At 69.4% G+C, this 24,738-nt stretch carries 16 protein-coding genes, 3 rRNA genes and 1 pseudogene; 14 read left to right on the forward strand and 6 right to left on the reverse strand.

The features are described 5' to 3' along the window. Positions 1–15: 15 nt before the first annotated feature. Entirely contained in the window at positions 16–1,257 is a 1,242-nt protein-coding gene (locus OHA91_RS20200; protein WP_328739698.1) for an MFS transporter, read from the reverse strand. A 187-nt stretch (positions 1,258–1,444) separates the two neighbouring features. Between OHA91_RS20200 and OHA91_RS20205 the strand changes: the two genes are divergently transcribed. Continuing rightward, on the forward strand, positions 1,445–1,951 hold the full coding sequence (locus OHA91_RS20205; protein WP_031156401.1) for a MarR family winged helix-turn-helix transcriptional regulator: 507 nt from the start codon (positions 1,445–1,447) through the stop codon (positions 1,949–1,951). 83 nt (positions 1,952–2,034) lie between these two features. Continuing rightward, the gene (locus OHA91_RS20210) at positions 2,035–5,457 is read left to right on the forward strand and encodes an AfsR/SARP family transcriptional regulator (protein ID WP_328739699.1); all 3,423 of its coding nucleotides are present in this window, start codon (positions 2,035–2,037) and stop codon (positions 5,455–5,457) included. A 31-nt stretch (positions 5,458–5,488) separates the two neighbouring features. On the opposite strand, the gene OHA91_RS20215 is transcribed toward OHA91_RS20210, so the two are convergent. After that, a complete protein-coding gene (locus OHA91_RS20215; RefSeq protein ID WP_266499764.1) occupies positions 5,489–7,522 on the reverse strand; it encodes a sigma-70 family RNA polymerase sigma factor in 2,034 nt (677 codons plus the stop codon). 233 nt (positions 7,523–7,755) lie between these two features. After that, on the reverse strand, positions 7,756–8,535 hold the full coding sequence (locus tag OHA91_RS20220) for a TetR/AcrR family transcriptional regulator (RefSeq protein WP_031156405.1): 780 nt from the start codon (positions 8,533–8,535) through the stop codon (positions 7,756–7,758). Between the two features lie 333 nt (positions 8,536–8,868). Here OHA91_RS20220 and OHA91_RS20225 point away from each other — a divergent pair, with 333 nt between their 5' ends. Beyond that, complete coding sequence (locus OHA91_RS20225; protein ID WP_037633623.1) at positions 8,869–10,299, forward strand: NAD(P)/FAD-dependent oxidoreductase; 1,431 nt, start codon at positions 8,869–8,871, stop codon at positions 10,297–10,299. A gap of 135 nt (positions 10,300–10,434) precedes the next feature. After that, entirely contained in the window at positions 10,435–12,246 is a 1,812-nt protein-coding gene (locus tag OHA91_RS20230; protein ID WP_266499947.1) for an ATP-binding SpoIIE family protein phosphatase, read from the forward strand. A 98-nt stretch (positions 12,247–12,344) separates the two neighbouring features. On the opposite strand, the gene OHA91_RS20235 is transcribed toward OHA91_RS20230, so the two are convergent. Next, on the reverse strand, positions 12,345–13,637 hold the full coding sequence (locus OHA91_RS20235) for an MFS transporter (RefSeq protein ID WP_328741151.1): 1,293 nt from the start codon (positions 13,635–13,637) through the stop codon (positions 12,345–12,347). Between the two features lie 124 nt (positions 13,638–13,761). Here OHA91_RS20235 and OHA91_RS20240 point away from each other — a divergent pair, with 124 nt between their 5' ends. The 6 genes from OHA91_RS20240 to OHA91_RS20265 all read left to right on the forward strand — a co-directional run bounded on the left by OHA91_RS20240 (position 13,762) and on the right by OHA91_RS20265 (position 20,732). Continuing rightward, entirely contained in the window at positions 13,762–14,298 is a 537-nt protein-coding gene (locus OHA91_RS20240) for a MarR family winged helix-turn-helix transcriptional regulator (RefSeq protein WP_030666248.1), read from the forward strand. Positions 14,299–14,856: 558 nt separating this feature from the next. Further along, positions 14,857–16,380 (forward strand): 16S ribosomal RNA (locus OHA91_RS20245). A gap of 283 nt (positions 16,381–16,663) precedes the next feature. Next, positions 16,664–19,786: ribosomal RNA gene (locus tag OHA91_RS20250) — 23S ribosomal RNA — on the forward strand. 76 nt (positions 19,787–19,862) lie between these two features. Continuing rightward, positions 19,863–19,979 (forward strand): 5S ribosomal RNA (rrf, locus tag OHA91_RS20255). Together the 16S, 23S and 5S rRNA genes form the textbook arrangement of a ribosomal RNA operon. A 160-nt stretch (positions 19,980–20,139) precedes the next feature. Next, on the forward strand, positions 20,140–20,445 hold the full coding sequence (locus tag OHA91_RS20260) for a hypothetical protein (protein ID WP_051893525.1): 306 nt from the start codon (positions 20,140–20,142) through the stop codon (positions 20,443–20,445). A gap of 17 nt (positions 20,446–20,462) precedes the next feature. Next, positions 20,463–20,732, forward strand: a complete 270-nt coding sequence (locus tag OHA91_RS20265; protein ID WP_158714867.1) for a hypothetical protein — start codon at positions 20,463–20,465, stop codon at positions 20,730–20,732. Positions 20,733–20,735: 3 nt separating this feature from the next. Here the strand turns inward: OHA91_RS20265 and OHA91_RS20270 are convergent, their stop codons facing one another. Beyond that, entirely contained in the window at positions 20,736–21,497 is a 762-nt protein-coding gene (locus OHA91_RS20270; RefSeq protein WP_328739700.1) for a 2-phosphosulfolactate phosphatase, read from the reverse strand. Positions 21,498–21,632: 135 nt separating this feature from the next. On the opposite strand from OHA91_RS20270, the gene OHA91_RS20275 reads away from it, so the two are divergent. Both OHA91_RS20275 and OHA91_RS20280 read left to right on the forward strand, forming a co-directional pair. Next, positions 21,633–21,761, forward strand: coding sequence for a hypothetical protein (locus OHA91_RS20275; RefSeq protein WP_328739701.1), 129 nt, complete (start codon positions 21,633–21,635; stop codon positions 21,759–21,761). Positions 21,762–22,299: 538 nt separating this feature from the next. Then, positions 22,300–22,731 carry a hypothetical protein gene (locus OHA91_RS20280; protein WP_328739702.1) on the forward strand — a complete coding sequence of 144 codons (432 nt, stop codon included), beginning with the start codon at positions 22,300–22,302 and terminating at the stop codon, positions 22,729–22,731. Between the two features lie 147 nt (positions 22,732–22,878). Here the strand turns inward: OHA91_RS20280 and OHA91_RS20285 are convergent, their stop codons facing one another. Continuing rightward, a complete protein-coding gene (locus OHA91_RS20285; protein ID WP_328739703.1) occupies positions 22,879–23,310 on the reverse strand; it encodes a hypothetical protein in 432 nt (143 codons plus the stop codon). Between the two features lie 118 nt (positions 23,311–23,428). On the opposite strand from OHA91_RS20285, the gene OHA91_RS20290 reads away from it, so the two are divergent. Together OHA91_RS20290 and OHA91_RS20295 are read left to right on the forward strand one after the other, a co-directional pair. Beyond that, the gene (locus tag OHA91_RS20290) at positions 23,429–23,857 is read left to right on the forward strand and encodes a DUF4240 domain-containing protein (protein ID WP_328739704.1); all 429 of its coding nucleotides are present in this window, start codon (positions 23,429–23,431) and stop codon (positions 23,855–23,857) included. 60 nt (positions 23,858–23,917) lie between these two features. Then, positions 23,918–24,123 (forward strand): annotated as a pseudogene (locus OHA91_RS20295) (IS5/IS1182 family transposase); the annotation flags it as partial. Positions 24,124–24,738 lie beyond the last annotated feature (615 nt).

A 24,738-nucleotide genomic window follows, 5' to 3' on the forward strand; every position in this document is an offset into this window, starting at 1 on the left:
GACCGGTGCTGCGGCCTAACCGAGGACCAGGGCGGTCGCGATCGCCGGGCCGAAGGCGCCGCCCAGCTGGTAGCAGAGGGCGAACAGGCCGATGGCCGTGGGCCGCCGGGGGGCGGGGACGCTCGACGCAGCCTGCACCGACAGCACGGCGTTGGCGCCGGTCGCGCCGAACACGCCGCCGAGGGTGGCCGCCAGGAGCAGCGGGCCCCAGCTCGCGAACACCGCGAGCACCGCGGCCAGCGTGCCGATCGCGACCAGCACCGTGCGTACGGCCGTCCGCCCCATGCGCGCCGAGGCGGCCGCCAGCAGCCAGGACAGCGCGGAGCCGGTGAGGAGCGCCACGAGCTGACCGGCGCCGGCCGCGGGTGCGTCCCAGCCCGCGCGGTCGGCGAGCAGCCGGGGCACGGCGAACAACAGGGTGAAGTACGAGGTCGACAGCGCGAGCGCCAGCAGCGCGGAGCCGATGAAGAGGGGGCTGCGGACCAGGGCGGCCGGGACGAAGCCGTCGGGCCGGCGCCGTACGTGGAGCGCGAGGAGCGCGGCGGCGACGGCCGCGGAGCCGAGGGCCACGGCCGGTGCGTGGGGGAGCAGGACCAGGGCGGTGGCCAGCACGGTCAGCAGCGCGGCGCCGCGTGCGTCGAACCGGCCGACCTGCGGGGCGGTGGCGGAGGCGGCCCCGGCCTTCGCGTACCGGCTCACCGCGGGCACCGCCAGCAGCGAGACCAGGGACACCGAGAGCGCGAGCCGCCACGACACGGTGTGGGAGAGCTGCGCGCCGAGCAGCGGGCCGGACGCGCCGAGCATGCCGAAGCCGGCGCTGATGACGCCCATGCGGCGGGCCGAGCCGGCCAGGCTCATCGCGGCGGCCACCAGGCCGGCGCCGCCCGCGGCCTGCGCGGCCCGGCCGAGGAGGGTCGCCGGGAGCCAGGGGGACGCGGCGACGAGGAGCGTGCCGCCGAGGAGGAGGACGCCGGACAGTCGGAGGACCGGGGTGAGGCCCCGTCGGCGCAGCAGCCCGGCCAGCGGGGGGACGGAGACGGCCATGGCCCAGGCGAAGGCGGCGACGAGCCAGGCCGCGGTCGAGGTGCCCACCCCGAGGGAGGCGGCCATGTCCGGAAGGATCAGCACGGGGGCGTTGGCCGCGGCGGCGACGGGGGTGGCGAGCAGGGCCAGCCACAGCACGGGGACGGTCGCCGGGGCGGATCGGTCGGGGGCCTCGGTCGTGGTGGCGGCGGTGGTTCTGGCGGTGGTGGTCATGGTGGCGCCCGCTCCGATCCCTCTCAAGGCTCAGAATCTCAACGTTGAGATAAAATCAGGGCCATCCTCTCAACGTCAAGTGTCTCAACGTTGAGATATCCTCGATCCGGAGTCATCGACGGAGATCCCAGGAGATCGACGGACATCGACGGAGATCGACGAGCACGTCGGCGGAAGAGGAGACGGCATGAGCGACGCGGTGGACGCCATCATCGGCCAGTGGACGCAGGAGCGCCCCGAGCTGGTGCCGGGCCTGTGGCCGGTCGAGGTCCTGGCCCGGATCCAGCGGATGAACCGGATCCTCGACAAGCACCTCAAGGCCTTCGCGGCCGAACGCGACCTGGAGGTGGGCGAGGTCGACATCCTCTTCACCCTCCGCCGCAGCGGCCCCCCGTACGCGCTCACCGCCGGCGCCCTCATCCCGGCCGCCATGGTGACCTCCGGGGCGATCACCAACCGCATCGACCGCATGGAGGCCAAGGGGCTGGTCGAACGGGTGCGGGACGGCCAGGACCGCCGCACCGTCCGGATCCGGCTGACCGAGCAGAGCATCGCGCTCACCGAGTCGCTGTTCGAGGACCACCTGCGCCACTACGCCGAACTGCTCGCCCCGCTGGACCCCGCCACCTGCGCCACGCTCGCCCAGGCCCTGCGCACCCTCCTGGAAGCCGGCGGGGACACCTCGATCACCTGACGGCCCGGCGGCCGCCGTCCGGGGCGCGCCCCGGCGCGCCGCATCCCGCCGCCACCCACCGCGCGGCCGGGCAGAATTGGCGCGTGCGGTACCTCATCCTCGGCGTCACCGAGGCACACGACGAGACCGGCGCCGCCCTCCCGATCGGCGGCGCCCGGCTGCGCGCGCTCCTCGCCGCCCTCGCCCTGCGCGCCGGCCGTCCCGCCTCCGTCGCCGAACTCGTCGACGACGTCTGGGGCGACGCCCCGCCCCTGGACGCCCCCGCCGCCCTCCAGGCCCTCGTCGCCCGCCTTCGCCGTGCCCTCGGCGGCCGGGACACCGTCCCCGCCGCCCCCACCGGCGGCTACCTCCTGGCCGCCTCCCGCGACGACGTCGACCTCCACCGCTTCACCCGCCTCGCCGCCCACGGCGACCGGGAACTGGCCGCCGACCCGGAGACCGCCGCCCGCACCCTGCGCACCGCCCTCTCGCTCTGGCGCGGCCCGGCCCTCGCCGACCTGGCGGAGCCCGCCCGTACCGCACACGCCGCCGCCCCCGAGGCCCACCGCTCCACCGCCCTGCGCCGACGCATCGAGGCGGACCTGCTCAGCGGCACCACCGCCCCGGCGCTGCTCCTGCCGGAGATCGAGGCTCTGGTCCACGAGAGCCCGTACGACGAGCCGCTGCGGGCCCAGCAACTGCGCGCCCTGCAGGCGGCCGGCCGTCCCGCCGACGCCCTCGCCGCGTACGAGCGCACGCGCCGCGCCCTCCGCGACGGCCTCGGCACCGACCCCGGGCCCGAACTCACCGCCCTGCACGCGGAACTGCTCCGGCCCCGGCCCCTGCCGCCGCAGACCGCGCCGAACCAGCAGGCACCCCAGGCACCCCCGGCCGTCCCGCCGGCTCCGCCGAGCCCTCCCGCCGGCCGTTCCGCCGGCCGGGACGCGCAGCCGGCCGCCCCGCTCGCGCAGCCCGCCACCCCGCTCGCGCAGCCCGCCACCCCGCTCGCGCAGCCCGCCGAGCCCGTTGCCCGGCCCGCGGTCCGGCCGGAGCCGGTCCCGCCCTCCCGCCCGGAGGCCCCCCGGGGCAACCTCCGCCCCCGCCTGAACTCCTTCGTCGGCCGCGAGCCCGAACTGGCCGCCCTCCACGGCGACCTGGCCCGGCTGCGCCTCGTCACCCTCACCGGACCCGGCGGTTCGGGAAAGACACGCCTCGCCGAACACGCCGCCGCAGCCCACCCCGAGCCCGGCTGGCTCGTCGAACTCGCCCGCCTCGACCACCCCGCCGCCGTCCCCGGCGCCGTCCTCAGCGCCCTCGGCCTGCGCGAGAACTCCCTCGTCGCCCGCGAAACCCCGGCCCCGACGGCCGCCGCCGACCCCACAACCCGCCTCGTCGAGCACTGCGCCCACCGCAGGCTGCTGCTCGTGCTCGACAACTGCGAGCACGTCGTCGAAGCCGCCGCCGAGCTCGCCGAGCGCCTCCTCACCCAGTGCCCCGGCGTCCAGATCCTGGCCACCAGCCGCGAACCCCTCGGCGTGCCGGGGGAGACCGTCCGCCCCGTCGAGCCCCTGCCGCCCGACCCCGCCCATCAGCTCTTCGCCGACCGCGGGGCGGCGGCCCGCGCCGGGTTCACCGTGGACGAGGACCCGGCCGCGGTGGCCGAGATCTGTGCCCGTCTCGACGGGCTGCCGCTCGCCATCGAGCTGGCCGCGGCGCGCCTCAGGCTGCTGACGCCGCGGCAGATCGCGGACCGGCTGGACGACCGTTTCCGGCTGCTGACCAGCGGCGCCCGTACGGTGCTGCCGCGTCAGCAGACCCTGCGGGCCGTCGTCGACTGGTCCTGGGACCTCCTCGACGAGGCCGAGCGCACCGTCCTGCGCCGGCTGTCCGTCTTCGCGGGCGGCTGCGACCTCGCCGCCGCCGAGGCCGTCTGCGCCGACCCGGCCGGGGACACCGCCCGGGACGTCGCCGACACCCTCGGCTCCCTCGTCGACAAGTCCCTCGTCCTGGCCGAACCGTACGAGGGCCACGGCATGCGCTATCGCATGCTCGAAACCATCCACGAGTACGCCGCCGAACGCGCCGCCGCCCACCCGGCCGACGCCCGGGCCACCGCCCGCCGCCACGCCGCCCACTTCCTCGCCTTCGCCGAGCAGGCCGAACCCCTCATCCGCTCCGCCGCCCAGCTCCCCTGGATCCGGCTCGTCGAGACCGAGCTCGACAACCTCCGCGCCGCCCTCCACACCACGACCGTCGAAGAGGTCGACGTCGAATCCGCGCAGCGACTGGCCTTCGCCCTCGGCTGGTTCTGGTGGCTGCGCAACTACCGCGGCGAGGGTGCCGAGTGGACCACCCGGATCCTCGCCCTCACCCCGGCCCAACCGCCCGAGGGCACGCCCGCCTACTGGCGCCGCATGCGTCTGCAGGTCTTCGACATGTTCCTGCTCGCCGAGAGCAACTCCGCCGAGAAGTTCCGCACCCCCGAATACCGGGACCTCGCCGTCCGCATCAAGACGGCCTTCCGCCACGGCTCCCCCGAGACCGCGGTCTTCCCCGGAATCCTCTGGCCCGCCACCTCCTTCCTCACCGGCGACGTCCTCGAATTCCACACCGACCTGGACCAGGCCGTCGAGAACTGCCGCCGCCACGCGGGCGAATGGGAACTGGGCGTCGTCCTCATGCTGCGCACCCATGTCGCCATCGACGTCACCGGGGGCCTGCCGACCGTCGACGCCGACCTCGCCGAACTCCACGCGATCGCCCAGCGCGTCGGCGACCGCTGGACCCGCGCCCAGGTCGCGAGCGCCGCCGGGGAGATCGCCCTCTCGCGCAGCCGGTACGCCGAGGCCCGCACCGAGTTCGAGGAGTGCCTGCGCCTCGCCCGCGAGGTCGGGGCCCACGTCGAGGCGCCCTTCGCCATCGCGCGGATCGCCGAGGCCGCCTACAGCGCGGGCGACCTCGACGACGCCGAGCGGCTCCTGGCCGAAGCCGACGAGGAGGCCGACCAGCACGGCGGCGTCTACGACGTCAGCGCCTACGCCCGGCTCCTCGCGGCCCTGCTCGCCCTCCAGCGGGGCGACACCGTCCGTGCCCGGACCGAGTGCGAGCTCGCCCGCGTCCAGACCGAACGGATCACCGTGCCGGCCCAGCTGACCGCCGGGCTGGACACCGTCGCCGCCGTCCTGACCGCACGCGAACAGGGCCCGGCGGCCGCACTGGCCCTGATCGGGCCCGTCCTGAGCGCCGCCGTCGAGGGGCGGTGCGCCGAGCGCGTCCTGGCCGGCATCGCCGAGGCGGCGGCCCGCTTCCTCACCGACGCCGACCGCCCCGCCGAAGCCGTACGGGCCTTCGCGGCGGCCACCGCCTGGCGCGCGGGCCTGCCCCGATCGGTCCCCGAGGCGGACGTCGTGGACGGCCTCCCGGAGCGCACCCGCGCGCTGCTCGGCCCCGAGCGCTGGGCGCGGGAGGAGGCCGCGGGCGCCGCGCTCACTCCGGCGGACCTCGTCACGGCACTCACCGGCAGCTGATCAGCCACAGGCGGCGCTCGACGACAGGCGCTCACCGGCAGGCGATGACCGAGTCGGCCCAGCTCGCCAGCGTCGGCAGGCCGCCCGGAGCAGCCTGCTCCACCACCAGCCGCAGCGACGTGTGCCCGGCGAGGGACACCTGGACGGCCGCCGGCGGATCCTCGTACCCGAGGGCCCCGGACTGCCACAGCCGCTGCCCGTCGGCGTGGACGGAGAACCGCACCGACCCGTCGGTGAGCAGCGACAGGCCGTCCACCCCCACCCACGCCGAGAAGCTGGTGCACTGCCGGTTGAGGGCGATCTCCACCGAGGAACGCGAGTTCACCGTGATCCCCTGCGCGAACCGCCGGTCGCCCACCCGCAGGCCCCAGCGCTGCCACACCCAGCTGCTGCGCCAGGTCTGCAGCTCCGGGCCGCTGTGATCGCCCTGCACCGAGTACGGCAGGGCGGCCAGCCGGAACGACTCCGGCGGCTTCGGGACGGGCGACGGGGTCGTCGGCTTCGGCGAGGGCGTGCTCGGGGACGGCGCGGGCGCGGGCTTCTGCCGGTCGGGAGAGGGCGACGGGGAGACGGAGGGCGCCGCCGGGGACGGGGAGGCCGAGACCGACGGCGTCGGCTTCGGCGTCGGCGTTACGGAGGCGCGCGCGGGCGCCGGCTCCTCCTCGGGCGGGCTCGGCTCCGCCGAGGGCGAGGCGGGTGCCTTCGGCAGGGCCGGCGCCACCACGCTCGGCGCGGGCGTCACCCGGGCCTGCGGCTCGGGCTCGTCCCCGGCCAGCGCGAACACCACCCCGGCGGCAGTGGCCACCGCGATACCGGCGGCGATGGCGGCCTTGGCCGGCAGCCCCAGCCCCTCGGACGCCAGAGCACCCCCGGCCGCGGACCCTGAACCGCCGGCTCCGGCCCCGCCGGCAGCGCCACCCGCAGCCCCTGCTCCGGCCCCGGACCCGGCGGTACCTCCAGCAGCCCCAGCCGCACCGGCGGCGGCGCCCCCGGCGGCCGACCCTCCCGCGGCGGCCGCCGCGATCCCGGCCCCGCCCGCGGCGACGGCCCCACCGGCCACCACCCCGGCGGCCTTGGCCGCGTACCCGGCGGCGAACCACCCGATGACCGCCACCGGAAGCAGCGCGGGAATGCCCGCGTTGACGTCCTTGAGCTCCCCGGCGGCCAGCCGGCACTTCGCGCACTCCTCCAGGTGCTTGCGCAGCCCCCGCTCCGCCCGCATCCGCAGCCCGCCGCGCGCATAGGCGCCCAACCGGTCCGCGTACCGGGCGCAGTCGCCGCCCTCACTCAGCGCCGAACTCACATGCGCCTGCAGATAGGCCTGCTTGAGCCCTTCCCGGGCCCGACTGGCCAGCACCGCGGTCGCGTTGGCGCTCAGCCCGAACAGCGGAGCGATCGCACTCGGCGACGCCTCCTCGACGGTGGTGTGCCACAGCACGGCCTGCCACCGCTCGGGCAGGCTCCGGAAGGCCTGCATGGCCAGCGACTGCTCGGCCTCCCGCATCGCCCGTACGTCCGCGCCCAGTTCGAGGGTGTCATCCCCAGACAGCCCCGACAGCCCCGACATCGCGGCACCGCTCTCGGTACGCGTGGCCGCCTGCTCCGCGAAGACGGCGAAGTCCTCGACGAGATGCTCCCGCCTGGCCGTCTTGCCCCAGGCCGCCGCGACCCTGCGTACGGTGGTCAGCAGATAGGCCCGCACCGACTGGTCCGGCCCGGCCCCGCCCCGTACCGCCTGCAGGGTCCGCGCGAACACCTCGGCGGTCAGGTCGTCGGCGGTGTGACCGTCCCGGCAGCAGGACCGCGCGTAGCGCCGTACGGCGTCGGCGTGGCGACGGAACAGCTCCGCGTAGGCGCCGTCGTCGCCGGACCGCATCCGGGCGATCAAGTCCGCGTCGGACGGCGGCAGCTCGCCCCCGGCGCCGGCCGGACCCGAGGGGCCGAACGAACGCGCGTGCCGCCCGCCCGGTTCGCGCTGAGCCGGCACCTGCCGCGAGGGCAGGCTGCCCACCTCGGTCTCGCCCCCGGCGCCACCGGGTGACTCTTCACGCCCGTCAATGCTCATCGCGGAAGCTCCCGCACGACACGCTCAACCGGTACACCGATCAAGCGTGTCACATGGCGGACACGGCTCGGACCCCTCTGCGCACCATCCACCCGTCCGGGCAGGTTTCGACGCAGCACCGAAGGGGCCGCCGCCCGTGCCAACGGACCACCGCCACCCGGGTGCTGACCCCGTACCGACCCCGTACCGGCCCGGTGCCCGCCCGTCGCCGGGCCGGCACCGGAACGCCGAAATCACACCGTCCGGGAACGCAGCCCCTCGAGCAGGATGTCGAGCAGCCGGGTCGAAGCCGCCGCCTGCTGCGCCGGGTCGGGCAGCGCGGGCGCCGCCGTCGCTATCACGAGCAGCACATCGGCCACCGTGACATCGGCACGCAGTTCACCGGCCTCCCGCGCCCGGTGCACCAGCCGGCCGACGACCTCCAGCAGCGCACCCGCGCCCGCGTCGTCCGAAGGCTCGTCCTCGGCCGCGCTCCGCGCCGCACCCACGACCCGCAGGCCGGGAGCCCCAGCCGCCTCGGCCGCCTGGCGCTGGTGCGGAACCCGCACCTCCTCCGCTGCCGCCTCGGCCGCCTCCTCAGCGGTCGAGCCGACGCGCAGCACCTGCGGCGGCAGCAGCCGCCCGGCGCCCGAGGCCACGGAGGTGCGCAGGAAGCGCGACAGCGCCTGCCACGGCTCCTCCTCCTGACCCAGCGCGGTCCTGGCCTGCTCGGTCAGCCGGGCGGTCTCCTCCTCGGCTATCCGACGTACCAGGACGTCCTTGCTCGGGAACCGCCGGTACACGGTGCCGACACCCACCCGCGCGCGGCGCGCCACGTCCTCCATCGGAGCCCCGTAGCCCAGCTCGCCGAAGACCTCGCGGGCCGCGCGCAGCACGTGCTCCAGATTGCGCTGGGCGTCGACGCGCAGCGGCGTGGACCGGCCCACACCGTGCGTGGTTGCGCTCGTCAGGGCGCGACCGTTGCTCTCGACCGAGAGAGCGGTCGCAGAACCATGGAAATCGGAAATGTTCATATGTATCCCCCGGTAATCATTTGTCTCCCCCCGGAGACACTCCCCGCCTTCACGCCGAGGGGGGCCACGGTCTCAGGCCCGGTCCTCGACGAGATACGAACATAGTTGAGCCAGAGTCAATTCAGAAGAGGCAGCCCCGGACGGACCACCGCCCGATCGGAGCATTCACCCCCACTTTTCCCTTCCATACCCCCGGAACCTCCCTATCCGCCCGCTCTGACCTGCGAACTTCGGCCACCCCCGGAGGTCCTCCTCCACCCTGCCCCAGGGCTACCACCGGTCACACAATCCGCCGGGCCTGTGGACAAACTCCCGGCCACGATGCGTCATGGGATGGTGAAGGCTGCTAACTCCCGGGGCACGGCCCCCGGTACCCCGCCCCGCACGCGCATCCTGATCGTCGGCGGCGGCTACGTCGGCATGTATACGGCGCTCCGGCTCCAGCGAAAGCTCAGAGCGGGAGAAGCCGAGGTCACGGTGGTCACGCCCGAGCCGTACATGACGTACCAGCCCTTCCTCCCGGAAGCGGCCGCGGGCGCGATCTCCCCGCGCCACGTCGTGGTCCCCCTGCGCCGCGTCCTCGGCAAGTGCCGCATCCTCATCGGCCAGGCCACGAGCATCGACCACGCCAAGCGGACCGCGACCGTCAACACCCTCGCCTCGGCCGACGAGGGCATCGGCCCCGTCGAGATCGAGTACGACGAACTCGTCCTCGCCCCCGGCTCCGTCTCCCGCACCCTCCCCGTGCCGGGCCTCGCCGACTACGGCATCGGCTTCAAGACCGTGGAAGAGGCCATCGGCCTGCGCAACCACGTCATCGAGCAGATGGACATCGCCTCCTCCACCCGCGATCCCGCGATCCGCGACGCCGCCCTCACCTTCGTCTTCGTCGGCGGCGGCTTCGCGGGCGTCGAAGCCCTCGGCGAGCTGGAGGACATGGCCCGCTACGCCGCGCGGTACTACCACAACATCAAGCCCGAGGACATGAAGTGGGTCCTCGTCGAGGCCAGCGACCGCATCCTCCCCGAGGTCGGCCTCGAGATGGGCGTCTACACGGTCCGCGAACTGCGCAGCCGCAACATCGACGTCCGTCTGGAGACCCGGCTCGAATCCTGCGAGGACCGCGTCGCCGTCCTCAGCGACGGAGCCCGCTTCCCCACCCGCACCATCGTCTGGACCGCCGGCGTCAAACCCCACCCGATCCTCGCCGCGACCGACCTGCCCAGGAACGCCCACGGCCGCCTCGTCTGCACCTCCTTCCTCACCGTCGAGGGAGTCGAGCACGCCTGGGCCGCGGGCGACGCGGCCGCCGTCCCCGACATCACCGCCCCGCCGGACGCCGAGGGGCCCCGCCGCGAGTGCGCCCCCAACGCGCAGCACGCCGTCCGCCAGGCCAAGGTCCTCGCCGACAACCTCCTGGCCGCCCTGCGCGGCGAAGTCCTGACCGAGTACGCCCACAAGTACGCCGGATCGGTCGCCTCCCTCGGCCTCCACAAGGGCGTCGCCCACGTCTACGGACGCAAGCTCAAGCGCTACCCGGCCTGGTTCATGCACCGCGCATACCACCTCAGCCGCATCCCGAGCTTCAACCGGAAAATGCGCGTACTTGCCGAATGGACCCTCTCCGGCCTCTTCAAGCGTGAGATCGTCTCCCTTGGCTCACTCGAACACCCCAGGGCAGAATTCGAACTGGCCGCAGGCGGCGGCCCCAAGTCACCTCCCCCGCCCCTCGCCCCCAACCCCCCGCAGAACGGCCAGGGCTGACGTTGTCAGTGCGGTCGGCCACACTGGACGTGTGACCATAGGTGTGCTCACACCTGCACAGAGTGACATCGTCCAGTCGGCGACCGCCCACGAGCGACACAGCGACCACTCGCGACACCACGAGGCTTGAACGCAGTGAACTTCACGCGCTGGAGCGCCCGGTTTCCCGGAACGCAGCGCCGCGCCGCCGCCCGGACCGAACACGCCGCAGCCCAGGCCAAGCGGGGCGAAGGCGCGGTCCCGGCAGCCCGCGGCGGCCGCGCCGACCCCGGAGCGGAGCGGTCCGCGCCCGCCGACGACCACCCCGCAGACCCCACGGTCTCCGGCACCGGGACCGGCACAGGGACCGGCCCAGGGACCGGCACCGGACCGGGCACCGGCACGACCCCGGCCCAGCGGACCGGCGTCCTCACCGCCGTGCCCTCCCTCGACGAGCTCTCCGCACGCGAGGTCCTCGGCCGGCTCCCCGCCCTGGTCGCCCTCGTCCACGGCCCCGAGCACCGCGTCGCCTACGTCAATGACGCCTACACCGCCGGCTTCGGCGCCCGCACCCCCGGCGCCCCCGCCCACGAGGCCCTCCCCGAACTCGGCGAGCTCGGCCTCCTCCCGCTCCTCGACCAGGTCCAGCGCAGCGGCAAGCCCCGTACCGCCAAGAACCGCACCGCACCGGGCGGCGGCAGCTCGTACACCGTCACCTGCACCCCCGTCGAGTTCCCCAAGACCGGGGGGACCGCACCCGAAGCGGAAGCCCACCACGCCGGCGTCCTGATCCACCTCGCCGACGTCACCGACCACGCCGAGGCCGTGGAGCGCCTCCGCGCCAGCGAACGCCGCCAGCGCGAGGCCGCCGTCACCCTCCAGCGCTCCCTGCTCCCGCAGGAACTGGAACAGCCCGACGACCTGCGCATCGCCGCCACCTACCAGCCCGGCGGCACCGAGGCCGCCGTCGGCGGGGACTGGTACGACGTCATCACCCTCGGCGCCGGCCGCACCGCCCTCGTCATCGGCGACGTCATGGGCCGCGGCGTCCGCGCCGCCGCCGTCATGGGCCAGCTGCGCACCGCCGTCCGCGCCTACGCCCGCCTCGACCTGCCCCCGCACGAGGTGCTCCAGCTCCTCGACGGACTCGCCGCCGAGATCGACGCCAGCCAGATCGCCACCTGCGTGTACGCCGTCCACGACCCCAACGAGGGCCTGCTCGCGTACGCCTCCGCAGGCCACCTCCCGATCCTGGTCCGCGACGAGCACGGCACCGTACGCAGAGCCGCCGACCCCACCGGCCCGCCGCTCGGCACCGGCGGCTGGCTGCACACCTCCGGCACCATCGCGCTCGGCCCCGGCTCCACCGCCGTCCTCTACACCGACGGCCTGGTCGAACGCCGCGGTGAGGACATCGACGAGGGCGTCGCCGCGCTCGAACGCGCCCTCGCCGGCGCCCAGGGCACCCCCACCGTCATCTGCGACCGCCTCATGCGCGCCCTCGGCGTGGACGCCGACCACGACGACGACGTCGCCGTGATGGTGCTCCAGCAGCCCGCCCGCAGCGGCGCGGACGCGGAGCTCTTCCACAACGCCGCCCTGGAACTCCTGGGCGGCATCGAGGCGGCCCCGCGCGCCCGGGCCTTCGCCCAGGGGGTCCTCGCCTCCTGGCGCTTCCCCGTCGAGCTGTGCGACCTCGGGGTCCTCGCGGCGAGCGAGCTCGTCGCGAACTCCCTCCAGCACGGCACCCCGCCCATGCGCCTGCGGCTGCGCCGCACCGACCGCCGGCTGATCATCGAGGTCACCGACGGCGACGACCACCTGCCGCGCCGCCGCCGCGCGGAACCGGCCGACGAGACCGGCCGCGGCATCTCGATCGTCGCCACCATCGCCTCGTCCTGGGGCTCGCGCCGCACCCCGGGCGGCGGCAAGGCCGTCTGGTGCGAGTTCGCCCTGCCGGACAGGTAGCCGCAGCAGTTCCGGACACACGGAAGGCCCCGGTCCACAAGGACCGGGGCCTTCCGCCGTACGTACGCACGCACCCCTGCGGCTACGCGGCCGTACGGCTACGCGTGCACGGGCTGCGCGGGCTCCTTCACCGCGACGGCCGGACCGCCCTGCGCGACGACCCTGCTCGCCAGCACCGGGTTGTCCTGCATCGGCGTGAGGCCCTTGCCGAGCCGCAGCGCCAGGCCGGCGATCCCGAGCGACACGAGTACGAAGACCGCGATGTAGAGCATGGGAGCACCCGCACCGAGCGGCACCCCGAGCGGCCCCAGCGCCAGCGCCATCTGCTTGACCAGAGCGAACGCCGAGTTGTACTGGCCCACCGAGCCCTCGGGCGCCAGGTCGGCGACCAGCGGGGCCAGGGTCGGCGACAGCATGGCCTCGCCGATGCCGAAGAGCGCGTACGTGGTGATGAACGCGGCGGCGGCCATCATCGCGCTGCCGTGGCCCAGCCCCGAGAACCCGGCGATCAGCCACGCCCCGGTCCAGATCAGCCCGACGAGCGCGATCACGCGCGACCGGCGGCGCTTCTCGACCAGCTTGAGCACGACGAACTGCGCGAGGACGATCGCACCGGTGTTGGCGGCGAGGGCGAAACCGAGCGTGGAGGGGGAGATCCCGGCGGCCTCCGTGCCGAAGGCGGCCAGACCCGACTCGAACTGTCCGTAGCAGGCGAAGAACACCACGAAGCCCAGCACGCACAGCTGCACCATGGCCTTGTGCCGCAGCAGCCGCTTCCAGCCACTGCCCCCGGCCTGGGCCGGGTCCCTCGGCACGGCGTCCTTGATGGTCGGCACGTGCGGCAGCCGCACGGTGGCGACGACACCGGCCAGCACCAGGAACATTACGGCCTCGATGCCGAACAGCAGGGTGAAGCTCCCCGGTCGGCTCTCGTCGACGATCTGACCGCCGAGGAGCCCGCCGATGCCCAGGCCCAGGTTCTGCATGAAGAACTGGAGGGCGAAGGCACGGGTCCGGGTGGACGGCGTGGAACACCACACGATCATCGTGGCCAGGGCCGGCTGCATCACGGCCTGACCGGCGCCGAGCGCCAGCGCGGACAGCAGGATCGGCACGATCCCCGTGGAGAGCCCGAGCGCGAGCGCACCCGCCGAGGCGGCGACGGCCGCACCCATGACCACGGGCACCGGACCACGTCGGTCGATGACCCGACCGGTGAAGGGCAGCGCGACGAGAGCGCCCAGGGCGAAGGCCACGAACGCGCTCGTGGCGGCCATGGAGCCCAGATCTCGCACCTGCGCCACATAGATGTAGAGGAACGGAACCGTGAAGCCGATGCCGAACGCGGTCAGCGCGTTCCCGGCCTGGATCCGCCGCATCGCAGCGCCCATCACCTTGGTCACTTCTCACCTGCCTTGATAACTGAAGACTGAAGACTTCATACCTAAACTTCGATCCTTAACAGTACACATCGAAGGAGTTAGACGCCAACGCGCTCGTGCCATACTTCGACGCATGGGTGACACCCCCGACGGCACGACGTCCGTCCCCGAGCCGAGCCTCGATGAGCAGATCGCCGTCTACCAGCGCGAGTTCCAGGACCTCGACCCCCAGGTCGAGAAGGTCGTTTCGGCGCTGAGCCGCCTGAACCGCCGCATGAACGTCGCGTACGGACGCCAGACCGCGGCCCTGGGCATCAGCAACGCGGAGTGGGAGGTACTCAAGGCCCTGGTCATCTCCGGCGCTCCCTACCGGATGGGCCCGAGCGAGCTCGCGAAGCAGCTGGGCCTCACGCCGGCGGCCATGACCCACCGGATCGACCGCATGACGGCGGAGGGCCTGGTCACCCGCGAGCGGGACGAGTCCAACCGGGTCCGGGTGATCGTGGAGCTCACCGACGAGGGCCGCAGCAAGTGGCTGGACGCGATGAGGGCGGCCACGATCTTCGAGGAGGACCTCCTCCAGGACCTCTCGACGGCGGAGCGCGGGGTGCTGGGCGACATGCTCACGCGCCTGCTCGACCGGGTGGAAGACCTCCAGTCACCCAGCTGACCACTGGGGTTGACACAGCCTCGGCGGGTCCGTAAGGTTCTTCGAGTTGCTCCGCAGCCGGAAGGTTTCGGCGTCAACGAATCGGCCGCCTCGTTGCGGCACCCAACTCAGCACGATCTCCCACTGGGAACGATTTCGGCGTGCCCGAATTCATTTCCGAAGGTCGATTGTGAATCGCCGGGGAAATCCACTAGAGTTTGGGGAGTCGGAAGGGCCCAACAGCCCGAAAGACAAACCCCGCTGACTGGGGGTCAGGCCCGAAAGAGTCTGATAGAGTCGGAAACGCAAGACAGCAGAACGAAAGCCCGGAGGAAAGCCCGCGAGGGTGAGTACAAAGGAAGCGTCCGTTCCTTGAGAACTCAACAGCGTGCCAAAAATCAACGCCAGAAGTTGATACCCCGTCCACTTCGGTGGATGAGGTTCCTTTGAAAAAGACCTGTCGGGCCTTCGGGCACTGGCAGGCAACCAAACACAGCGAGGACGTTGTGGTCAGTCGGTCTTATTCCGACCAAGACTGGCCCGCTCTTTCGTGCGTGTGCACCCGATTACGGGTAAACATTCATGGAGAGTTTGATCCTGGCTCAGGACGAACGCTGGCGGCGTGCTTAACACATGCAAGTCGAACGATGAAGCCCTTCGGGGTGGATTAGTGGCGAACGGGTGAGTAACACGTGGGCAATCTGCCCTTCACTCTGGGACAAGCCCTGGAAACGGGGTCTAATACCGGATACGACTGCGGAAGGCATCTTCTGCGGTGGAAAGCTCCGGCGGTGAAGGATGAGCCCGCGGCCTATCAGCTTGTTGGTGGGGTAATGGCCTACCAAGGCGACGACGGGTAGCCGGCCTGAGAGGGCGACCGGCCACACTGGGACTGAGACACGGCCCAGACTCCTACGGGAGGCAGCAGTGGGGAATATTGCACAATGGGCGAAAGCCTGATGCAGCGACGCCGCGTGAGGGATGACGGCCTTCGGGTTGTAAACCTCTTTCAGCAGGGAAGAAGCGAAAGTGACGGTACCTGCAGAAGAAGCGCCGGCTAACTACGTGCCAGCAGCCGCGGTAATACGTAGGGCGCAAGCGTTGTCCGGAATTATTGGGCGTAAAGAGCTCGTAGGCGGCTTGTCACGTCGGATGTGAAAGCCCGAGGCTTAACCTCGGGTCTGCATTCGATACGGGCTAGCTAGAGTGTGGTAGGGGAGATCGGAATTCCTGGTGTAGCGGTGAAATGCGCAGATATCAGGAGGAACACCGGTGGCGAAGGCGGATCTCTGGGCCATTACTGACGCTGAGGAGCGAAAGCGTGGGGAGCGAACAGGATTAGATACCCTGGTAGTCCACGCCGTAAACGTTGGGAACTAGGTGTTGGCGACATTCCACGTCGTCGGTGCCGCAGCTAACGCATTAAGTTCCCCGCCTGGGGAGTACGGCCGCAAGGCTAAAACTCAAAGGAATTGACGGGGGCCCGCACAAGCGGCGGAGCATGTGGCTTAATTCGACGCAACGCGAAGAACCTTACCAAGGCTTGACATATACCGGAAAGCATTAGAGATAGTGCCCCCCTTGTGGTCGGTATACAGGTGGTGCATGGCTGTCGTCAGCTCGTGTCGTGAGATGTTGGGTTAAGTCCCGCAACGAGCGCAACCCTTGTCCTGTGTTGCCAGCATGCCCTTCGGGGTGATGGGGACTCACAGGAGACCGCCGGGGTCAACTCGGAGGAAGGTGGGGACGACGTCAAGTCATCATGCCCCTTATGTCTTGGGCTGCACACGTGCTACAATGGCCGGTACAATGAGCTGCGATACCGTGAGGTGGAGCGAATCTCAAAAAGCCGGTCTCAGTTCGGATTGGGGTCTGCAACTCGACCCCATGAAGTCGGAGTCGCTAGTAATCGCAGATCAGCATTGCTGCGGTGAATACGTTCCCGGGCCTTGTACACACCGCCCGTCACGTCACGAAAGTCGGTAACACCCGAAGCCGGTGGCCCAACCCTTGTGGAGGGAGCTGTCGAAGGTGGGACTGGCGATTGGGACGAAGTCGTAACAAGGTAGCCGTACCGGAAGGTGCGGCTGGATCACCTCCTTTCTAAGGAGCACAGTACCGATTGCAGACAAACGTTCTGCACGGTCAGCTCATGGGTGGAACGTTGATTAGTTGGCACGGTTTCTGAAACCTCCTGTAAGTACTGCTTCGGCGTGGAACACAGTGAGAGTCGACGGGATCGTGCTTGGCACGTTGTTGGGTCCTGAAGGTACGGCCGTATGGTCATGTCTTCAGTGCCGGCCCCAGTGAACTCACTAGCTTGTCTGGTGGGGTGATGGGTGGCTGGTCGTTGTTTGAGAACTACACAGTGGACGCGAGCATCTGTGGCCAAGTTTTTAAGGGCGCACGGTGGATGCCTTGGCACCAGGAACCGATGAAGGACGTGAGAGGCCGCGATAGGCCCCGGGGAGCTGCCAACTGAGCTTTGATCCGGGGGTGTCCGAATGGGGAAACCCGGCAGTCGTCATGGGCTGTCACCCACTGCTGAACACATAGGCAGTGTGGAGGGAACGAGGGGAAGTGAAACATCTCAGTACCCTCAGGAAGAGAAAACAACCGTGATTCCGGGAGTAGTGGCGAGCGAAACCGGATGAGGCCAAACCGTATGCGTGTGATACCCGGCAGGGGTTGCGCATGCGGGGTTGTGGGAATGAGCTTGATCGGTCTGCCGGCCGGTCGGCGAGTCAGAAACCGTTGATGTAGTCGAAGGACATGCGAAAGGTCCGGCGTAGAGGGTAAGACCCCCGTAGACGAAACATCAGCGGCTTGCTTGCTCATCTCCCAAGTAGCACGGGGCCCGAGAAATCCCGTGTGAATCTGGCGGGACCACCCGCTAAGCCTAAATATTCCCTGGTGACCGATAGCGGATAGTACCGTGAGGGAATGGTGAAAAGTACCGCGGGAGCGGAGTGAAATAGTACCTGAAACCGTGTGCCTACAAGCCGTGGGAGCGTCGCTCATTGGGTTTACCCAATGGGTCGTGACTGCGTGCCTTTTGAAGAATGAGCCTGCGAGTTAGCGGTGTGTAGCGAGGTTAACCCGTGTGGGGAAGCCGTAGCGAAAGCGAGTCCGAATAGGGCGATTGAGTTGCACGCTCTAGACCCGAAGCGGAGTGATCTAGCCATGGGCAGGTTGAAGCGGAGGTAAGACTTCGTGGAGGACCGAACCCACCAGGGTTGAAAACCTGGGGGATGACCTGTGGTTAGGGGTGAAAGGCCAATCAAACTCCGTGATAGCTGGTTCTCCCCGAAATGCATTTAGGTGCAGCGTCGTGTGTTTCTTGCCGGAGGTAGAGCACTGGATAGGCGATGGGCCCTACCGGGTTACTGACCTTAGCCAAACTCCGAATGCCGGTAAGTGAGAGCACGGCAGTGAGACTGTGGGGGATAAGCTCCATGGTCGAGAGGGAAACAGCCCAGAGCATCGACTAAGGCCCCTAAGCGTACGCTAAGTGGGAAAGGATGTGGAGTCGCAGAGACAACCAGGAGGTTGGCTTAGAAGCAGCCACCCTTGAAAGAGTGCGTAATAGCTCACTGGTCAAGTGATTCCGCGCCGACAATGTAGCGGGGCTCAAGCGTACCGCCGAAGTCGTGTCATTGCAGCAATAGGGCCAACGCCCGCTGTGATGGGTAGGGGAGCGTCGTGTGCCGGGTGAAGCAGCAGCGGAAGCTAGTTGTGGACGGTTCACGAGTGAGAATGCAGGCATGAGTAGCGATACACACGTGAGAAACGTGTGCGCCGATTGACTAAGGGTTCCTGGGTCAAGCTGATCTGCCCAGGGTAAGTCGGGACCTAAGGCGAGGCCGACAGGCGTAGTCGATGGACAACCGGTTGATATTCCGGTACCCGCTTTGAAACGCCCAATATCGAATCAGGCGATGCTAAGTCCGTGAAGCCGTTCCGGACCCTTCGGGGAAAGGAAAGTGGTGGAGCCGACGAACCAGACTTGTAGTAGGTAAGCGATGGGGTGACGCAGGAAGGTAGTCCAGCCCGGGCGGTGGTTGTCCCGGGGTAAGGGTGTAGGCCGAGGGGTAGGCAAATCCGTCCCTCGTTAAGGCTGAGACCTGATGCCGAGCCGATTGTGGTGAAGTGGATGATCCTATGCTGTCGAGAAAAGCCTCTAGCGAGTTTCATGGCGGCCCGTACCCTAAACCGACTCAGGTGGTCAGGTAGAGAATACCGAGGCGTTCGGGTGAACTATGGTTAAGGAACTCGGCAAAATGCCCCCGTAACTTCGGGAGAAGGGGGGCCATCACTGGTGATCGGATTTACTCCGTGAGCTGGGGGTGGCCGCAGAGACCAGCGAGAAGCGACTGTTTACTAAAAACACAGGTCCGTGCGAAGCCGTAAGGCGATGTATACGGACTGACGCCTGCCCGGTGCTGGAACGTTAAGGGGACCGGTTAGTGCACTTTCGGGTGTGCGAAGCTGAGAACTTAAGCGCCAGTAAACGGCGGTGGTAACTATAACCATCCTAAGGTAGCGAAATTCCTTGTCGGGTAAGTTCCGACCTGCACGAATGGCGTAACGACTTCTCGACTGTCTCAACCATAGGCCCGGTGAAATTGCACTACGAGTAAAGATGCTCGTTTCGCGCAGCAGGACGGAAAGACCCCGGGACCTTTACTACAGTTTGATATTGGTGTTCGGTTCGGCTTGTGTAGGATAGGTGGGAGACTTTGAAGCATCAACGCCAGTTGGTGTGGAGTCGCCGTTGAAATACCACTCTGGTCGTGCTGGATGTCTAACCTCGGTCCGTGATCCGGATCAGGGACAGTGTCTGATGGGTAGTTTAACTGGGGCGGTTGCCTCCCAAAGGGTAACGGAGGCGCCCAAAGGTTCCCTCAGCCTGGTTGGCAATCAGGTGTTGAGTGTAAGTGCACAAGGGAGCTTGACTGTGAGACCGACGGGTCGAGCAGGGACGAAAGTCGGGACTAGTGATCCGGCGGTGGCTTGTGGAAGCGCCGTCGCTCAACGGATAAAAGGTACCCCGGGGATAACAGGCTGATCTTCCCCAAGAGTCCATATCGACGGGATGGTTTGGCACCTCGATGTCGGCTCGTCGCATCCTGGGGCTGGAGTCGGTCCCAAGGGTTGGGCTGTTCGCCCATTAAAGCGGTACGCGAGCTGGGTTTAGAACGTCGTGAGACAGTTCGGTCCCTATCCGCTGTGCGCGTAGGAATATTGAGAAGGGCTGTCCCTAGTACGAGAGGACCGGGACGGACGAACCTCTGGTGTGCCAGTTGTCCTGCCAAGGGCATGGCTGGTTGGCTACGTTCGGGAGGGATAACCGCTGAAAGCATCTAAGCGGGAAGCCTGCTTCAAGATGAGTATTCCCACCTCCTTGAGAGGGTAAGGCTCCCAGTAGACGACTGGGTTGATAGGCCAGATGTGGAAGCCCGGTAACGGGTGAAGCTGACTGGTACTAATAGGCCGAGGGCTTGTCCTCAGTTGCTCGCGTCCACTGTGTTAGTTCTGAAATAACGAACAGCTGTGATTATGCCAGCGTTCAAATTTCATAGTGTTTCGGTGGTCATAGCGTTAGGGAAACGCCCGGTTACATTCCGAACCCGGAAGCTAAGCCTTTCAGCGCCGATGGTACTGCAGGGGGGACCCTGTGGGAGAGTAGGACGCCGCCGAACAATCATTGTGGGAAAGCCCCGCACCCTCTGGGTGCGGGGCTTTTCTGCGTTCAGGGGCTGGTTCGGGGCTCGGCTCGGTATCCTGGCCAGCGTTCCCCTGGAGGACACGATGACAGCACAACAGTTGGAAGACGGCGGGCCTCTCATCCCCCAGCCGGCGATGACACGGGAAGCCCTGCGGGACGCCGTGCGCCGGATCGACATGGCCAACCTGGCCGCACTCGACAAGGAATGCAACGAGGCCTTCGACCGTGCCGCGGAGACGGGTGCCATCAACCCGCTGCGGTTCTTCCTGATCAAGTGGGCCACGCACGTCGCGATCCACCGCTGGCCGGCCCGTTCGGCCGCACTGCACGAGGCAGAACGCATCGCGGGCGACCCGGACGCGACCGAGGAACAGTTCCGCGCCGCCATGGAGACCAGCAGCCGCATCCTCGCCGAAGCCCAGCACGAGATCGGTCAGTGACCCCGCGCGGCGAAGGCGTGGAGAACGACAGCGGCTGGGCGTGGGAGTGCGACCCCAGCCGGCTGTGGGTGCTCGGCGACATGCCCGCGGCACAGCAGGAGCTGGTCGGTGCCGTCATGGACGGCCTGGTCGACCTCGCCGCGATGGCCATCGACCCCAAGGACGGCAGCCTCTACGAGGACCCCCACCCGATGCGGCTGCGTACGTACGAGGACGAACACCTCATGGTCTGGTACCAGACCATCCCGCACCGCAGCCGGGTCTACCTCAAGCGCGTCAACCTCTGACCTTCAGCCGGCCCGTTGGGCCTCGAAGGCTCCGTCGGCGAGGACGGGGACGACCGTGCCGGCATCCAACTCGCAGGCGATGTCCACGTCTTCGGCGAAACCGCCCCGAGCCAGCTCGACGCCGGACGAACAGCCGGCCACGGCCGCGGGGACGTCCGGGGTGTGCGTGAAGCAGGCGTGCGCGGCGGCCGCCTCGGGGGACAGGGGGCCGACGCCCTGCGCCTGCAGGGCGGCGATGATCGCTCCCGCACCCAGCAGGTCCTCAAGGGCCGGACGCAGACTGCCGTCCGGCCACCGCTCGCCCGCCGCGATCACCGCTACCGGGTGCTCCGGAGTCCCGTAGCCGCGCACGGCGAGCCACCGGCCTACCGCGGACGGGTTGCGCAGGCACCCCGCGACGACCGCCGACCCGGCCGCCGCCGCGGCGATGGCAGAACCGTTGGGGGAGGGCAGCACGAGCCGGGGAGTGAACGGAGCCCGCCGCAGTGCCGCCGGCGACAGCGACCAGGGCGAGTCGGAGGTGGCCGCCCGCCGGCCCACGGCGAGGGCGGCGGCCCTCTCCTCGGCGAAGACGGACGCCGTCCCGTCGCGCCATGCATAGGGGTGGACCCGGGTACCCGCCTCGACGGCGACGGTCACGGACGTCGTGAACGACAGCACGTCCACCACGACGAGGCAGGCGACGTCGGCTGCCAACCGCTGTGCACCGGTGGGACCCCACTCGAAGCGGACCCCGTACGGCCGTTGCAGGAACCAGTCGCTCATGCCGTGGAGTCTGACACCCCCCCGCTACCGTGCTCGTGGCTCCGGCACGGGGCTGCCGCTCGCTGGCGGGATACGTTCGCCGGGGGTCGCGAACAACGCCTGGACCGTGATGGGAACGGTGAGGCGGCCGGGACGATGAGTGACGACTACCCGACGGTGATCCCGACCGATCCGTACTGGCAGCCCCGTACGGACGCGGGGGATCGTGCCGCGGTCGCGCTGGCCCGGAGGCTTCCCGACGACGATGCCCGCCGCGGTCTGTAAGCCCAGTGGCACGACAGCGTCGAAGTCTTCCGCTGCGGTGCCAACCTGCGGGCGATCTCCTGTCCCCATTGCGGCGCGGAATGTACATCCGGCTGGTGGGGCGGGGCAGTCTCGGAGTGCTACGACCAGGGCTTGCTGCAGCCGACTCCACGATCGTGCGGGCGCATCAGCACGCGGCACGCGGCCGTCGCCCGCACTGACCCGCCGACGGCACCGCCTCACAGGGGGACGGAGTCCCGGAACACCGGGACGAAACCGCGGGGCAGAGCCTGCACGCCCGCCTGGTGGAGCCGCTCGCGCCGCGGATGCACCACCCCGCTTCACCTGAGCGCGTACGGCCGCTGCCACGCGCTCTCTTTGATCACCACCCGGGCCAGCGGGCGGACTGCGACCAGTTCAAGCCGGTGCTGGAGAAGATCCGCGTCCCGCAGTCCGGCCCCGGGCAGGCCAGGCAAGACGCCGGACAGTGTCGCGGCCCCGACGGCTCCGGGTCCCAAACCGATTGCCCTCCGTACCCCGCACGGGGTGACATGTGGGCATGAGCAGAATGGCGCAGGTCATCGTGTTGGCGCGCTACGAGGACGAAGTGATGGAGCCGCTGACGCGGCCGGACGAGGCCCGCTCCTGGCACGGCTGCTTTGCGCAGATCCCCTGGTTCGTAGGGGGCTGGCACATCGAGTTCGAGCGGTGGGACCGGCGCCGCGGCGTGCTCAAGGACCTGGAGTCCCTGCCGTGGAACGATCCCGCCTGCGTGCAGGTCATGCTGCACGACGAGGACGACGACCTGTTCGGTCTGTGGATGTTCCGCGGCGGAGCCCTCGTCGAGGTGGACATCCCCGGCACCCAGCGGGTGCACATCGCCGCCCCGCCATGGGACGTGGACCCCGGCTTCCTGGTCCGGACCGGCCTGGGCAGGGGAGAGGACCGGAACTCGCCAGAGCACGTACAAGACCCGCGGTCGTGCTGGTGACCCGGCGCAGACCGGAGTCGGACGAGTGGCACACCCGATGCGGATGACGACCGCAAGCTCTTCAGGGGGCCTGGGGGCGTTCCGTGCGTTGGGGCGGCCGGGCCCATGAGCGTCACCGCCTGGCGGAGGTGGTCGCGGAGGTAGGGCCTACGCGACCCAGCAGTAGATGCCGTGGCTCTGGCGACGGGCGCTGCCGGCGAGAGCCGCCAGGTCACTCACGATCGCCTCGGCGATCTCTGTGCCGATGGTCTCGCCCTCGTCACGGAGCTCCACCCACGAGGCAGCGACGTCACGCAGCCTGGGGTGCTCGGCCTCCGCGAGTGCGGTGGACAGGCGAGGCGCGATCGCGAAGACGACACGTCCGCCGTTGTCCTCGCCGGCGACGATGCGCGGCTCGCCGGCGTCGACGAGCTCCTCGTAGCCGTCGCCGGCAAGAAGGCATTCCCACTCGACCACCGCTTCCTCGGGATCGAAGTTGCCGAACGAGATCGACTCGAATGCCCGCCCGGGGCCGGTCCGGAGGGTGAGCGCCGCGGACGTGTCGTCGGGCGCCACGAAGAACTTGACGATGATGCTCACGCGGGCATCCTCCCCGACCACCCACCCACGCCCACGGCAGGCCGGCCAAAGCCTTGGTGGCAGCAGTCAGGTGACCCGGGAGCCAGGACTGTCAGACCCCTGCTCCATGCTCACCAGCATGGACGAAGACGCCTTCTGGCAGCTCATCGAGGACTGCAGGCCCACGGAGCCTGACCCGGACGCCGACCTCCTTGCAGACACCCTGACCGAGCGGCTTGCCCAGTCCCCGTTGCCACTGGTCATCGGCTTCGCCGAGCAGCTGTCATGGGCGCTCCACCGGCTGGACCGCAAGGAGTACGGACACGACCTGGGCGGAGACGCCTTTCTCTACACCCGTGCCGCGGTCGTCGCGGCCGGCCGCACCGAATTCGACAGCGTCCTCCAAGACCCTGCGGCCTTCACCCCTTACGCCACCGACCTCATCTGGGCCGAGAGCCTGCTCTACACACCGGACCGCGCATACATGTGCATCACCGGGGAGGAGTGGGGCCGCGACACTCGTTACTCCTACGAGTCCTGCTCGAACAGCGAAGGCTGGGCTGATTGAACAGCATGGCCTGCGGATGGTGAAGAACTCCAGCGCCGTTGATCGTCCTCACGGAACCGGGTCGTCGCGGTCGACTCCACGGTCGTCCGTGCTCACCAGCACGCCGCCGGGGCCCGCCGAAAAGGGCCCAGGCCGCTAGCCGGCCGACCATGCCCTCGGACGCTCTCACGCCGGGCCAGGCCGGTGCCCGCTTACGAGTGACCCGGCCGATCGGCCGTCCCAGGATCGCCCCGGACGTGGTCCGGGTGGACAAGGCCTCTTCATCTGGTCAGCCAGGTGATCCGTGGGGCCGTAGCCGATCTTCCAGTCGGCATGGGTGCCGCAGGATCCGTCCTCGATGCACCGCGCTGTCCGCGATGAACGCGCGGTTGCCACAGCCAGAGCGCTCCCGTTCTGCCCGCAGGCGTTGGCCAGCACGAAGCATGGACGCATCGTTCCAGACGCCCCGAGTCCAGACGGTCGTCGGCTTCGACGACGGCCAGGCCGGTGCGGCCACGAGGATCGCCGGCCGCCACCGCGGCCTGCTGACGACGTGCTCGGCTCGATGGTGGCGAGGTCAGGGGTGGGGCTGGGGCGGCGTTTTGACTCCTCCCGGGCACGGTTGTAGAGTTGAGCAGTTGCCTGGAGCAGAAACGCTCGGCAGCAGCCCCCACAAGGATTCGTTTTCGAGTGGGGACACTCGACTCTTCATTCGGGAATCGAAGCCGGGGAAATCCGGTGGAGAACTTCTGATAGAGTCGGAACCGCCGGAAAGGGAAACGCGAAAGCGAAAACCTGGAAAGCGCCGAGGAAGTCGGACCCGAAAGAGTCTGATAGAGTCGGAAACGCAAGACAGCAGAACGAAAGCCCGGAGGAAAGCCCGCGAGGGTGAGTACAAAGGA

It is taken from the genome of Streptomyces erythrochromogenes, assembly GCF_036170895.1.
Lineage (GTDB): Bacteria > Actinomycetota > Actinomycetes > Streptomycetales > Streptomycetaceae > Streptomyces > Streptomyces erythrochromogenes.